The 12,557-nt window shown below is 39.2% G+C and carries 15 protein-coding genes; 6 read left to right on the top strand and 9 right to left on the bottom strand.

Annotation, left to right across the window (positions count from 1 at the left end; all coding sequences use genetic code 11):
- Positions 1–26: 26 nt before the first annotated feature.
- The 3 genes from GBI16_RS09620 to GBI16_RS09610 all read right to left on the bottom strand — a co-directional run bounded on the left by GBI16_RS09620 (position 27) and on the right by GBI16_RS09610 (position 2,263).
- Positions 27–890, bottom strand: coding sequence for an SDR family oxidoreductase (locus GBI16_RS09620; RefSeq protein ID WP_151706982.1), 864 nt, complete (start codon positions 888–890; stop codon positions 27–29).
- 36 nt (positions 891–926) lie between these two features.
- Positions 927–1,610: an NAD(P)H-binding protein gene (locus GBI16_RS09615; RefSeq protein ID WP_151706981.1), complete on the bottom strand. Its 684-nt coding sequence runs from the start codon at positions 1,608–1,610 to the stop codon at positions 927–929.
- A gap of 65 nt (positions 1,611–1,675) precedes the next feature.
- Positions 1,676–2,263 (bottom strand): TetR/AcrR family transcriptional regulator, encoded by a 588-nt coding sequence (locus tag GBI16_RS09610; protein WP_215900683.1) that lies wholly within the window; start codon positions 2,261–2,263, stop codon positions 1,676–1,678.
- A gap of 276 nt (positions 2,264–2,539) precedes the next feature.
- Here GBI16_RS09610 and GBI16_RS09605 point away from each other — a divergent pair, with 276 nt between their 5' ends.
- Both GBI16_RS09605 and GBI16_RS09600 read left to right on the top strand, forming a co-directional pair.
- On the top strand, positions 2,540–3,061 hold the full coding sequence (locus tag GBI16_RS09605; RefSeq protein WP_151706980.1) for an ester cyclase: 522 nt from the start codon (positions 2,540–2,542) through the stop codon (positions 3,059–3,061).
- Positions 3,062–3,103: 42 nt separating this feature from the next.
- The gene (locus tag GBI16_RS09600) at positions 3,104–4,177 is read left to right on the top strand and encodes a hypothetical protein (RefSeq protein WP_151706979.1); all 1,074 of its coding nucleotides are present in this window, start codon (positions 3,104–3,106) and stop codon (positions 4,175–4,177) included.
- Positions 4,178–4,261: 84 nt separating this feature from the next.
- Here GBI16_RS09600 and GBI16_RS09595 read toward each other — a convergent pair whose 3' ends face one another.
- Together GBI16_RS09595 and GBI16_RS09590 are read right to left on the bottom strand one after the other, a co-directional pair.
- Positions 4,262–4,630, bottom strand: a complete 369-nt coding sequence (locus GBI16_RS09595; RefSeq protein ID WP_151706978.1) for an AraC family transcriptional regulator — start codon at positions 4,628–4,630, stop codon at positions 4,262–4,264.
- A 135-nt stretch (positions 4,631–4,765) separates the two neighbouring features.
- Positions 4,766–5,305, bottom strand: a complete 540-nt coding sequence (locus tag GBI16_RS09590; protein ID WP_151706977.1) for an AraC family transcriptional regulator ligand-binding domain-containing protein — start codon at positions 5,303–5,305, stop codon at positions 4,766–4,768.
- A 203-nt stretch (positions 5,306–5,508) separates the two neighbouring features.
- On the opposite strand from GBI16_RS09590, the gene GBI16_RS09585 reads away from it, so the two are divergent.
- Positions 5,509–5,967, top strand: a complete 459-nt coding sequence (locus GBI16_RS09585) for an SCP2 sterol-binding domain-containing protein (protein WP_151706976.1) — start codon at positions 5,509–5,511, stop codon at positions 5,965–5,967.
- Positions 5,968–6,096: 129 nt separating this feature from the next.
- Here the strand turns inward: GBI16_RS09585 and GBI16_RS09580 are convergent, their stop codons facing one another.
- Genes GBI16_RS09580 through GBI16_RS09570 form a run of 3 tightly spaced genes read right to left on the bottom strand, consistent with a single transcriptional unit; the run spans position 6,097 to position 8,730 of the window.
- Positions 6,097–6,954 (bottom strand): N-acyl homoserine lactonase family protein, encoded by an 858-nt coding sequence (locus tag GBI16_RS09580; protein ID WP_110975064.1) that lies wholly within the window; start codon positions 6,952–6,954, stop codon positions 6,097–6,099.
- 44 nt (positions 6,955–6,998) lie between these two features.
- A complete protein-coding gene (locus tag GBI16_RS09575; protein WP_110975065.1) occupies positions 6,999–7,772 on the bottom strand; it encodes an SDR family oxidoreductase in 774 nt (257 codons plus the stop codon).
- Position 7,773: 1 nt separating this feature from the next.
- Positions 7,774–8,730 (bottom strand): M24 family metallopeptidase, encoded by a 957-nt coding sequence (locus GBI16_RS09570; protein ID WP_151706975.1) that lies wholly within the window; start codon positions 8,728–8,730, stop codon positions 7,774–7,776.
- 195 nt (positions 8,731–8,925) lie between these two features.
- Here GBI16_RS09570 and GBI16_RS09565 point away from each other — a divergent pair, with 195 nt between their 5' ends.
- Positions 8,926–9,546, top strand: coding sequence for a TetR/AcrR family transcriptional regulator (locus tag GBI16_RS09565; RefSeq protein ID WP_151706974.1), 621 nt, complete (start codon positions 8,926–8,928; stop codon positions 9,544–9,546).
- A 96-nt stretch (positions 9,547–9,642) separates the two neighbouring features.
- On the opposite strand, the gene GBI16_RS09560 is transcribed toward GBI16_RS09565, so the two are convergent.
- Entirely contained in the window at positions 9,643–10,503 is an 861-nt protein-coding gene (locus GBI16_RS09560) for a patatin family protein (RefSeq protein ID WP_171494552.1), read from the bottom strand.
- Between the two features lie 417 nt (positions 10,504–10,920).
- Here GBI16_RS09560 and GBI16_RS09555 point away from each other — a divergent pair, with 417 nt between their 5' ends.
- Complete coding sequence (locus GBI16_RS09555; RefSeq protein WP_151706972.1) at positions 10,921–11,817, top strand: bile acid:sodium symporter family protein; 897 nt, start codon at positions 10,921–10,923, stop codon at positions 11,815–11,817.
- A gap of 2 nt (positions 11,818–11,819) precedes the next feature.
- On the top strand, positions 11,820–12,452 hold the full coding sequence (locus GBI16_RS09550; RefSeq protein ID WP_151706971.1) for an AraC family transcriptional regulator ligand-binding domain-containing protein: 633 nt from the start codon (positions 11,820–11,822) through the stop codon (positions 12,450–12,452).
- Positions 12,453–12,557: the final 105 nt, after the last annotated feature.

The following is a 12,557-nucleotide window of genomic DNA, read 5'->3' as shown; positions in this document are numbered from 1 at the left end:
TGACTCCCTTTGATTCTTAATTCAAATTACTTGGCTTTTTCGCAGAGTTCTTCACTCAAAGTCCATAGATCAGTAGCAAGCTGGTCATCTAATGCTTGCTTAGCTGGCTTAGCAATTTTTCGTTTCGAAATATATTGTCCTTTTAATGATGCTGCCTCAGCAGATGTTGCAAGCCAAATCAAAGAATCAGCCCCTTGTTCAGGAGTAACTGCAAACGGCTGTGCTAAGGTGTAAACTAAATTGATGAACCAACCTTGATCTGTACCAAATGCACCAAAACTTGTATTGACCATGCCAGGTTCAAAACAGTTGGCAACGGCCGAAGTGCCCTCAAGTTTTCGCTGTAATTCTTTGGTAAATAAAATATTTGCCAGCTTGGAAGTTCCATACGCTCTTGGCCCAGAAACTTCTGTGTTATAAGGCGTTTGAGCAAGGTCTAACTTTCCTCGTGCCTGCATAGAACTTGAAGTGCTGACCACACGTGCATTGGGTGTGTTTCTAATTAAATCGAGTAATGCCGTAGTCATTTGAAAATAGGCTAGATGATTTAATGCAAATGTAATTTCATAACCATCTGAACCCAATACTGGCTTCTTAAATGTCGCCCCTGCATTATTTACCAATACATCAAGACGATCATGTCTAGATTTAAACTCTTCTGCTGCACGACGAATGTCAGCCAACTTTGTTAAATCGCAAAGAATATAGTCCAAGTTAGGGTTAGCAGTCGAAGCTTTGAGCTCGTTTACAATCTGTTCTGTTTTCTCTTGATCTCGTCCAATTAAAGTGACAGATGCACCACGTTTTGCAAATTCAGTGGTGGCTGCCTTGCCTATACCATTGGTCGCCCCTGTAACTAATATGATTTTGCCTATTAAATCTTGCTTCATTTTTGAAACTCCAAATAAAAATATATAAATTAAGCTTTAAGCCGCACTGTTTAGTAAACGTTGTCCCAGTTGGTTGATGTCTTTTGATTCAAGAATGAAACGGTCTGCTTGACCTTGTACAATGCCAATCATGGCTTGTCCCAAGATCTCCGACGTCGTAAATAACCACGGGCAATATCGAACCAGATATGGAAAAATAGGATTCAAAGGTTTCATCAGCTCCACACCGATTTGATATGCTTTGGTTCTACTCGAAATTCCTGTTCCTGCTCGAATAAAACCTGGACGTACAGCGCCGGCATATTGAAAAGGCATCTTCTGTAATTTTTGTTCTACACGCTGACGTACTCGTGCCCACATACCACGACCACCAGCACCACCCGCAGAGCAATAGCAAAATGAAAATTGAGGATTGATTCGGACTAAGTTTTCAGCCCAAAATACAGTAAGCTCTTCGGTAACTTTGGCATATTCAGCTTCATTTTTACCCACAGAACTTGTCCCGATCGCCCAAATACACGCGTCGCATCCTATAAGTTCATTTTTTATTTCAGTCACTTGGAATAAATCTTTTAGCAACAACTCTTTTAGTTTTGCATGCTCGATGCCACAGCTTTGCCGCCCAACCACCAGAACGGCTTCGATATCATCTTTCTGCAAGGCTTCACGCAATACACTCTTCCCGACCATGCCTGTTGCACCAAAAATAATAAGTTTCATAAATTTATTGCCTTTTAAATTTATATTAATTGAGTGATTAATTACTCATTTAATATCTAAAAAAATTACTGATATGCAATCACCCGCCAAAATGCTGCAAAACCATCGCGTAATAACGCTTCAGCATTGATTGCATCAAGTTTCATAAATTCCATCGTGGTATTCGCCATCGTCACCATGATTGCGCCGACATAATCAGGAGACTGATGACTTAACGCTCCCTCTGCCATCGCATTTTTAAGAACAATGCTGATATCACAGAAAGCATCATTGCCTATCGCTCTGGTTGTATCTGTCACAATAGAAGATAAGCTCAATGTGGCTAAAACCTGCTGTCCATGAGGATTAGACAATCCCCAAGAAATATAAGCTCGCCAAGCAACTTGAACCTGCTCACGTAACTCAACAGACTGTTCAGGCAAAATGAGCGCTGAACGTAACTGTTGTTTGAGACTCAGATACAACTGATTAATAAGCTCATCTTTATTTTGAAAATACGTAAAAATCGTACCTTCAGAGACATTGGCTAGCTTCGCAATTTTTGCTGTGGATACGCTGAGACCTTGCTCTGCAATCAAATTAGTCGCTGCATCTAAAATCGCTTGACGTTTTTCTTCACTTAAAGGACGTGCCATATCAACAGAATAAAACAATTAAGTACTCACTCAATTATTAATATAATTTAAAATGAAGTCAAATATTTTTTAACTTTTCTATAGTTGGTCATTTATATGCGGTATAAGCATATTTTATTTATGTTTTAAAACAATGACTTTTGCCTATATCGCGTAGCTCGATCCTTGCAACACTTCAACACCTCATGAAATTTGGCACTTATTCACCATAAATATGACACGCCACTACCATCTCAATAGAGCAGATCTCATTACATTGAAAACTAACCTTAGCCCATATGAATGGATGCCAATATGTTAGATCAAAAATTAATGGATTTTCGCGAAAAGCTGGTACTGGATCACTTTGCCGATGAAGTCAAACAGGATTTTGATGCTGTGTTACACACCTTCCCTCATCCTCACTATGAACTGATTGCAACCGGTGCGGTACATGATGGTCGTGATGATGTACTAAATTATCACCGTACCTCACGTAAAGCATTTCCCGACCAACATCACGAGTTAATCGCACTACGTCATACCGAAGATGCTGTGATTTGTGAATTTTGGCTTTTGGGTACACACAAAGGTTATTTAGGTTCTGTACCTCCTACAGGAAATTCGTTCCGTGTGCGTATGTGTGCTTTCTTTATTTTTGAAGGTGAAGAGTTGGTGTGTGAGCGTATTTATTTCGATACTTTAAGCATTATCAAACAGCTCTTTAAAGGCTTTAACCTCAAATCCCCCAAAGGTATTTTGCAGTTCTACAAAGCAGCATCAGGTCTTCTACACGACATGAAAGACTTAAGCAAAGTCACAAAAGCGAAGCGCTAACAACGTATAGATCACTGTAATATTAAATAAAGGATAAAATTGATGGCAGATCTATTCAAACCCTTAGGCATGCAGGAAATTTCGGATTTTGATGGTACTCGTAATGCGCCTTCGCCTAAACAACGCTTGGAAAATGTCAGAACAGCATCGTTAAAATTTCGACAAAAACTCATGCAACAAGCAGATGTGCAATATTATCAAAGTATTGATTTGGTTCGAGCACCTTATCCGACTTGGTATGGTTACACAGGTGTGTTTGCACAAAAGTCTTTGACCTTCCCTTTTTTACATTTGCTCAACCGTTTGTTCGTGATTCAATACAAAGACTTTCATGGGCAACTGAGAGTTTTATTGTTCTCACCTACCGATGTGGTGAATAATCGTAAAACGCCATTTTTTGAACGACTTGCAGGTTCATTACCCGAAAGTGCCTCAAAAGTTTTTGCTCCACAATACACCTCTGTTGAGCAAACGCTGGAAAAACTCAAGATTAAGCCTGAACAAGTGGATTATATTAGTTATGACCATTTGCACACCCAAGAACTTCGCAAATGGCTCGGTACAAAGGATCAGCCTGCCTATTTTCCAAATGCAAAATTACTGGTGCATGAAAAAGAGTGGAACTGTGTTCAAGGCTTACTTCCTGTGCAATCGGACTGGTATTGTCCAAATGCCGTTGAAGGAATTGATGCAAATAAAGTCATTACATTTAAGAAAAGTCTAGCTTTGGGGGAAGGTTTGGCTTTAATTCATACGCCAGGTCATACTGAAGGTAATCATTCCTTGGTGGCAAAAGTCGATCAGCAGATTTTTGTTTCTTCTGAAAATGGCATCAGTTTAGATGCTTATGAGCCGAAAAGTTCAAAAATCAAAGCGATTCGAGACTATGCCGAAAGCACAGGTGTAGAAGTGATTCTGAACGGAAATACCCAAGAAGGCAGTAATGATCAATATATTTCCATGGTCATGGAAAAAACCATCGCTGGCCCATTAAAAACTAATCCTGCATTTCCAAGTTGTGCATGTAGCAGTGAATCTACGCCCTATTGGCTTTTCCCTGGACTTAAGCAAACGGAAATTTTAGGTGCACTTCAATTTGGGACATTAGTGATTTAATCATTTATTTTTTATCTCGCTTATGCTTTTTATATCGTTTGAAGACCCTTGAGCTTCAAGCGATTTTTTTTATTCTCAGATGTATTATGTATTAAAACTTCGATATTCTTTTGGGGTTTTTCCTGTCCAACGTTTAAAGGCGCGCTGGAAAGCACTTTGTTCTGAAAAACCTAGTAAGAATGCAATCTCCACTAAACTGAGTTGAGGGTTTCTCACATAGCTCATCGCAAGGCTTTGACGGATTTCATCGACAAAATACCTAAAGTTCAAATTATGCCGAAGCATCTCTGTTTTAAGTTCATCCACGGTAAAATCTGTCTGCTGTGCCAGCTCTTCAAAGGTCAAGCCACCTAGCTGAAACGATTCAATAATCGCTTTACGTGCGACTGCTAACCAAGAGGGTTCGAGATGATTACCCAATTGCTTTAAAAGTTGCTGTCTCAAATCACTCATGACCAGATGCACCGACTCATTTGAGCTGGGTAATGGATAATCTAAAAAGTCCTCATGAAAACCAATCGCTGTATCTTTGGCATTAAAAATCAGTGGGCAACGAAACAGCGCAGTATATTCACTGATATCTTCAGGCTATTCATGCTGAAAAGAGACCCAAAGTGGGCTCAAATCCTGCCGATTAAACAACTGACGAGATAAAGTCACATAAGAAGCTTGATGTAATTCATCTTGCAGTTTTCCTAAAGGCTGATCACCTGACAAATTACTTTTCCAGTAGCGGATATATTCTTTCCCATGCCGTTCAAAAATATTGCTGCCCGCATCAATAGTGAGCGCAGAATAATGGATATTTTGTTGCATGACTTCACGTGCATTTGCACAAGTCATGAGTGCAAAACCGTGTGGGCCTAAGTGTCCTGTCGTCACCAACTGCCCGAGCGTAATTCCAAGGTTAGGCTGTTTAAATTTGTCTTGTAATAAATGACAGGCCTGATTGAACGTCTGAAAATCGACACGATCATTGGGGCGATCAAACAGATCTGGTGCGAGATTAATTTCCGCTAAAAACTGCGATACAGGATAATTTTTTCGCTGTAAATAGTCGAAAAGCAAACGCATATAGTGCACGGCAACACTATGCTTTTTCTTTACAGGATCAATATCTTGCATCATTTTTCTACATATCCATATCTCGACTGAGACATCATTTCAAAATCTCAGGTCAATGAATTCCATTTCACGTCAATACCCTTTTTGCATTGTGCCCTATAGTCAGCTCAGCACTCAACTTTAAATCCAAACGATGAACATAGATTTGAAGATGAGTCTGAATACAAACTTAAACACTTTTACATCATTCATTAAAGGATTAGACCATGAATATCAATGATTTCATCTTAAATCAACTGCCAACTGCATTAAACCCAGAAAATACAGATGGTGTTGAATGCATTCTGCAGCTACAGCTTTCTGCCCCTTACGTGATTCAAATTAATGATGGCACTTGTGACATTCAGCAAGGTGAAAATGCTGATGCCGATGTTGTACTGACCACCAGTGATGAGGTCTTCATTGAATTGATCACGGGCAAAATTGCAGGTGCAATGGCCTTTATGAGTGGCAAACTCAAAATTGATGGCGACATCATGTTGGCGAAAGAAATTAGCGATTATTTTATTGCGATCTCGGTACTCGGCAGCACCACCATTGCCATCCCTGCTGCGGTGTATTCAGTGATTATGATTTTCTTTGCTTTTGCAGTTGGATTTATCTTCAAATATAAAGACAAACGTCAAAAGCTGGTCAATTCAGTTGTAGCTCGGGATACCTTATAAAAACTGCAGTTTACTATAGACACGAACATGAGTACTTAAAGTTAACTTCATATCACTGAACCTTGAAATAAACACATTTTATTTCAAGGTTATGTCATCGCCAAATGTATGTTGGCTATTTCACTCAATTTAAATAATCAGCGAATCACATGGAAGTATCAGTTGTTTTTCCAAACGCTCTCTTACATTCAAGTCATGTGCAGGAAGTAAAAGCGTTGGCTGTTCACGCCCCAACTCTTTGAATTTTCTTAATGTTTGTTTTGATAAATCAACATTATAAGTCACACCATCCACCAATTCTTCAAGTAAAAAACGCTCATCATAGGTCGCATCGCCCGCAATGATATAGGTCATATCAGGTGATTTAACAATAATCGACATATGTCCGCGCATATGACCTGGGGTAGGTACACAAATCACATTTTTATCTTTAGTCAGATAAAAACTTTGTGCAAATGGACCAAAGGGCTCATTGTTGAATTCAATTAATTGGGGGTTAAACCAACGTGGAAAATACTGAGGTAAACAACCAAAGATTCTCCCTTTAAAGCTCGAAGCCAATTCATAATTTTCACGTGTCACAATAATTGGGATATGCGGAAAATGATGTAAACCACCTGCATGATCGTGATGCATGTGAGTTAATACTAAAGCTTTGATATCTTTATTTGGATTTAAACCCATCTTCCAGAGTTGATCTCCTACCTCTTCACCTGGTGCAACTTTTACCACCACACCATGTTTAAAAAATGGATGCCAACTTGGTAAAAAGTCCTGTGCTGAGTTTTCAGCAGTATCACCGCTATCAACTAAAAAATTCCCTTCTGGATGCTCAATCAGATAAGTAAAAATTGGCAGATCTTCAACCCAGTCTTTATCCATCAACATATCAATTTTACGTCGAATTGGCCCTTTACCTTCTTCACCACAATGATGATGTGGACGGATTGAAACTGTACCTGTTTGGATTGGAGTCACGCGAATCATAACGACACCTATATTTAAAAATATGAATAAGAAGATTAAAAAAATCAGAAAGGTTTCATAACACTAGCTGCCATATGCAGTACGACAGCTTTGGGTGACATTGGGGCAAGAATCGACATCACTTTATTCTTCAACCCATGCACTGCCACACCACCTTGTCCTTCTAAAATTTTTTGCACAGCAAAATCAGCGACATCACTCACCGTTGACATATTGCTATCGGTAAAATTATTAGACTGACCACCTTCAGCAGCTGAAGCAAAACCTGTATCGGTTGCACCTGGGCAGATTGCTAATACTTTGATTTGGCTATCTTTCAGCTCATATGCCAAAGCTTCACTCAGACTGAGGACATAAGACTTAGTCGCCGCATAAACCGCCATCCACGGTAGAGGTTGAAATGCTGCGGTAGAGGCAATATTGACAACTTGTCCGTGATTACGTGCAATCATCTGTGGTAAAAAACGATGCGTCATTTCAGTCAGTACGGTCATGTTCAGATTGATGGTTTGTTGGTATTTCTGCCAATCCACATCATGAAATAATCCGAAATCACCACAACCTGCATTATTGATTAATAAATCAATTTCTGTATGTTCAAGTGACTGGTATAGTGTTTCAACAGCATTGGTTTGCGTTAAATCCAATGGCATAGCAATGCATTTAATTTGAAAAGACTGTGTGAGTTCTTCAGCTATTTGTTTAAGCTTCTCAGCACTCCGTGCCACCAGAACCAAATTGATATCTTGTTTCGCAAGTCGCTTGGCAATTTCTAGTCCAATCCCATTCGATGCACCTGTAATTAAAGCCGTGGTCATCTTAGTGCTCTCCTTTCGTTATTTGCCTATTCGCTTGCCCATCTGCTTGCTTTTTTATCTGCTTAACGACGTGATTGTTCGATTGCATATGCGGTACATCATCATCTAACCAACGTGCACCCTGATGATCGACCACTAAAATTTCTTCAAACTTAGCGCCTGCACCTGCCCAACCGATATGTGGCTCAATTGCCCATAAGCCTATTTTTGAGCCTACATTTTCAGGGGATAAAGCAGCATTGAATCCAGTTTTTAAAAATTTCAAATTGGTTTCAACTGAAAACCAGCCCATAGAACCGACTTGAATACGCTTGGCTTTAGCTGCTTGTTTTTTTATCTTGAATACACGATGCCCTAATACGCAGAATGGATATTTCGCAGGGATATTGTCATAGCCTTCATCTGCAATTTTGCGATCAACTGCCGCCCAAATTTCTTTTGGTGTCATGCTAGATTCAAACATACGAGGCAAATCTGTTCGCAAATTCAATAGAAAATCTTGTGCCTGCTTTAATTCTTCATGCCGTTCTAAGCTCGTGGTATAGCCGACGTCAGCGGTGTAACCATTCACCACAGGTGAAACATCTAAAATCACCACATCGCCCTGCTTCAACTGCTTATCACTAGGATGATATTCACCATAGCCTTGATAAGGATCAAAACGAGTATGCTCGCCAAACCAAGCAAAAGGTCGATGAATATAACGGTCACAGCCAGCGGCTTTTAGATACTGATCGAGCAAATCAGCTGCTTCGATTTCAGTCATTCCATGATGCAGTTTTTTCCCAACTTCGGTCACACAGTCATATGCGATACGTTGTGCTTTACGAAAACCGTCTTGCGCATCTTTCAACAAGACATCATCGGTATTTGGGGTGAGCTTCGATCCTTGCTCTGACACAAAGCGATAGAGTTTTTCTAATACACCTTGCGGTTTTTGTTTGTATCCAATTGCCATTTTTCACCTACCTCATGTCTTGTGAAACTCATTAAAGCAATAAAACTTGCATTAAATATAACAAAATATCTTGTTAATGCAAGTGTACTTGCGTTAATTTATTTCGTACCAGATTCATAATGAATACGGAAAATGAGGATTTTTGCTTTAAGATATTGAACTTATAGAGCAAACCATGCTGGAAAATTATTTGTAATGACTGAATCAAAGAAAGAAACTGAGCAACCTGAAGTGAAACGCCGTACAGGAGGACGTAGTGCCCGAGTCAGAAATACAGTATTGGAAAAAGCGTTATTAGAGCTCAGCGAAAATGGATATTTGGCGTTTAGCATTGCTGCTGTGGCAAAACGTGCTGAAGTACATGAAACTACGATTTATCGCCGCTGGCCGACACGTGAAGAATTAATTTTGGATACGATTTCCGAGTTTGCAAACTCACAATTGACAACAATTGACTCAGGAAGTTTGGTCAAAGATTTAGAACACAATATGCGTTCCATCGTGCAGCTCATTCAAACACCGGTTGGAAGTACACTGATTTTTCTTGGATTTACAGCCCATACTGTTCCTGAGTTTAAAGCACTCAATCTTCAACTTTGGGAAGATAGGATCCGCATTGGTCAAAGTATTTTTGAACATGCGATAGAACGTGGTGAATGGCCAAAAAAATATGATCAATATCGCGTTTTTTCAGAGGTCGTTGGACCTCTACTGACCCATTATTTTTTATTACAGCGACCAATCAGTGATGAAATGATTCAGCAGCGTGTACAGTCGATTTTACGTGATCGTGATTTATTTGAAATCCTAGATTAATATTTAAATCAAACACCATAGGAATTTGATATTAATCCCATTAATTCAATATAAGCATATGAAATAGGTTGTAAAAAAAGCGATTTATCATGATCACTACACAAGATTTTTCCATTGCGCCATTGCTTGCTGACCTGCTTTTAATCCAAGCGCATAACCATGTTCCAAATGTACGGCACTTCGCCCAAATAGACTTGCTTTGTATGCCTTTGGTGGACATATTTCTAGGATTTCCACACCCAATGGCGGGTTTCGCATGAGTGCAAGAGTTTGATTATAGCGAGTGGTACGTTGTGCAAAAGTCGCTTTGAGTGCTGGGCTTTTTCGTAAAGCATAGGCAGCCACGAGATGTGTGATGGGATTCCATGTTTTCTGATAATGCTGATGTCGAGATCGAATCACCATAATTCGCTGAGCACCTTGTGCAATCGCTGCTTGTACAGGAAGTGAATCCGCAATACTCCCATCAACCATTGGCTGAGTATCAATCAAAGGAAAATTTCGATAAACCATTGGAATAGCACAGGATGCTTTTACCAAATCAATAAAATTTTCAGGTGTTGGTTGCATATATACTGCCCCCCCCGCTGTAACAGAGGTTAAGCCAATCAGAAACTTCGACTTTCGTTCAAAAATCGCATCATAATCAAGCGGTAACTCTTTGAGTGTAATCTCCCATAGCCAATCCAAATCCATCAGATGACCACCACGTAGAAAGCGAACAATAGATATACTTTGTGGTCGCCGTGCATAATCAGAAAAAACTGCTGACATTCGTCCTAATTTTCCTGATAAATAACTGGCAACAACACCCGATCCTGAAGAAACACCAATATAGATTTCAAAGGGATAGAAGTCATTTTCAATAAAAGCATCCAGCACACCTGCTGAAAATATCCCACGTAAACCACCGCCTTCTACGATCAGTGCAGTAGGCACCTTGTCGACATTACTCATATCTCCAACCATTTAAAGCAACAAAACTTGCATTAAATATAGCACAACCTATTGCTAACGCAATTAAACTTGCGTTAATGTATTTAATACTGAATTCACAATCAAAAATTCAGCAACAGATTTGGAAAGAAAAATGGGTACTGCTCAATACATTTGTGGATAAGTCATTCACTGTGATGAATAGCGAGAAATTTATAAACCGTATTTATTTTTCTTCTTTTTTAGTGCTTTGCCTAAACATTAATTTTGATTGCAAAGCACTATTCAGCATGAAGTGATTCAGCAAGGCGTACAATCTATTATTCGTCCAATTACTTAGCATCGAAATGAGTAAAATCGAATAATCACGAAAACAGTCCATCATGACTGTTCAACTCGCAAGGATTGCGTTTGCTGTATCCCAGTTAGGATAAACGCATGGGACAGCTCAGTATTATTACCGTTCTTTTGCCAGCAGCATTGGCAATTATTATGGTCGGCTTAGGCTTAGAATTAACACCTAAAGATTTTTCACGTGTCAGCAAACATCCTAAAGCCATTTTAGTGGCCTTATTTTGTCAATTGGTACTCTTGGTTGGCATCGCCTTTACCATTTGTCATGTATTAAAACTTCCCCCATTGCTAGCCATTGGTTTAATGCTACTTTCTGCGACACCTGGTGGACCAACAGCGAATCTATATAGCCATTTATTCAAAGGTGATGTTGCACTTAATATTTCTTTAACAGCCATCAACTCAGTTTTGGCTGCCTTTACGCTTCCTCTGATTGCTAATTTTGCAATTACATTCTTTTCAGAGAATCATCAAGTACTGGGCTTACAATTCAGTAAAATCATCCAAGTGTTTCTGATTATTATTGTGCCTGTTCTCATTGGTATGTTCATTCGACACCTTTCTCCCAATATTGCGCACAAATTAGAAAAACCTGTAAAAATTTTCTCAGTGATTTTTCTGATCTTGATTGTCTCTGGTGCGATTTTCTTAGAGCGTCAAAATCTTGCTAATTATCTAGAACAAGTCGGTATCGCCAGTGCCTTATTTTGTTTTTCTAGTTTGGCTGTGGGTTATTTTATCCCTCGTTTATTTAAGATTAATAGCTACCAAGCTCGTGCTTGTGCCTTTGAAATTGGCTTACATAACAGCACTTTGGCAATGACCATTGCACTAACTGTGCTGATGAATACCACCATTGCAATGCCTGCGGCAGTGTATTCACTGTTTATGTACGTATTTTCTTTTATTTTTGGTCTACTCATTCAACGCTTAGAACCTCTCAGCCATGAACACCGTTTGGTTCAATCAGAAGAGGTTTAAGGATGCACATTGATTTTCATGAATCGTTCTTACCGAGTTATATTCCTCGGGCGATCGTAGAGTTGTGTCTGCAAGAGCATATTTCTGAAGATGTGATTTTTGCACAATTAGAACTGTGTATTCAGCAATTACGTGACCCTCATTTTAAATTGACCTATTCGGAAATGAATATTTTGGTGGGAAATTGCCTCTCAGCACTTGATTTGAATCAATTGTCCATCAAAGTCGGACAGCATATTCAATTGCAGGATTTGGGTCTCATTGGTCAATTATTACAACACTGCCCAACACTCAAGGATGCACTCTATGTGTTGGAAAGATATAGCGTGCTAATTGATCCTGCATTATGGTTTAAGGTTGAAAAGGATCAAGATTATTTTGTGATTCGCTATCGTAAAATGATCCCTCTAGGGGACATTTATCAATATAGTCAGGAAGTCATCAGCATCTTACTCATTCGACTGCTTAGCCAATTGTTTGATATTGAGAACTTACAGCTCCATTTTGAGTTTTCAATACCGAGCCATGCCAAACAACTCCATTTTCTACCCTGTTCAATTTCATGGAATCAACCTGAAACACAACTTATTATCCATGATCCTAAACATAGCTCAGAGGTGGATCAGGAAATTTGAACAACACTTATAAGTGATATTTTGCTCCCCAAATGATGTTATAAACATCAATATATGGAGTATTTTATGGCACGTAGACCAAGAAGAAATCATTCAAATGATTTT

Origin of the sequence: Acinetobacter sp. TUM15064, from assembly GCF_008980265.1 — a bacterium.
Taxonomy (GTDB): domain Bacteria; phylum Pseudomonadota; class Gammaproteobacteria; order Pseudomonadales; family Moraxellaceae; genus Acinetobacter.
The sequence above is the reverse complement of the archived record's forward strand: the minus strand, read 5'-3'. Positions and strand labels throughout refer to the sequence as shown.

Coding starts and splice junctions, on each gene's coding strand:
- GBI16_RS09620 (WP_151706982.1), bottom strand. CDS start 890: ATGAAGCAAGATTTAATAGGCAAAATCATATTAGTTACAGGGGCGACC.
- GBI16_RS09615 (WP_151706981.1), bottom strand. CDS start 1,610: ATGAAACTTATTATTTTTGGTGCAACAGGCATGGTCGGGAAGAGTGTA.
- GBI16_RS09605 (WP_151706980.1), top strand. CDS start 2,540: ATGTTAGATCAAAAATTAATGGATTTTCGCGAAAAGCTGGTACTGGAT.
- GBI16_RS09600 (WP_151706979.1), top strand. CDS start 3,104: ATGGCAGATCTATTCAAACCCTTAGGCATGCAGGAAATTTCGGATTTT.
- GBI16_RS09595 (WP_151706978.1), bottom strand. CDS start 4,630: ATGAGTGATTTGAGACAGCAACTTTTAAAGCAATTGGGTAATCATCTC.
- GBI16_RS09590 (WP_151706977.1), bottom strand. CDS start 5,305: ATGATGCAAGATATTGATCCTGTAAAGAAAAAGCATAGTGTTGCCGTG.
- GBI16_RS09585 (WP_151706976.1), top strand. CDS start 5,509: ATGAATATCAATGATTTCATCTTAAATCAACTGCCAACTGCATTAAAC.
- GBI16_RS09580 (WP_110975064.1), bottom strand. CDS start 6,954: ATGATTCGCGTGACTCCAATCCAAACAGGTACAGTTTCAATCCGTCCA.
- GBI16_RS09575 (WP_110975065.1), bottom strand. CDS start 7,772: ATGACCACGGCTTTAATTACAGGTGCATCGAATGGGATTGGACTAGAA.
- GBI16_RS09570 (WP_151706975.1), bottom strand. CDS start 8,730: ATGGCAATTGGATACAAACAAAAACCGCAAGGTGTATTAGAAAAACTC.
- GBI16_RS09565 (WP_151706974.1), top strand. CDS start 8,926: ATGACTGAATCAAAGAAAGAAACTGAGCAACCTGAAGTGAAACGCCGT.
- GBI16_RS09560 (WP_171494552.1), bottom strand. CDS start 10,503: ATGAGTAATGTCGACAAGGTGCCTACTGCACTGATCGTAGAAGGCGGT.
- GBI16_RS09555 (WP_151706972.1), top strand. CDS start 10,921: ATGGGACAGCTCAGTATTATTACCGTTCTTTTGCCAGCAGCATTGGCA.
- GBI16_RS09550 (WP_151706971.1), top strand. CDS start 11,820: ATGCACATTGATTTTCATGAATCGTTCTTACCGAGTTATATTCCTCGG.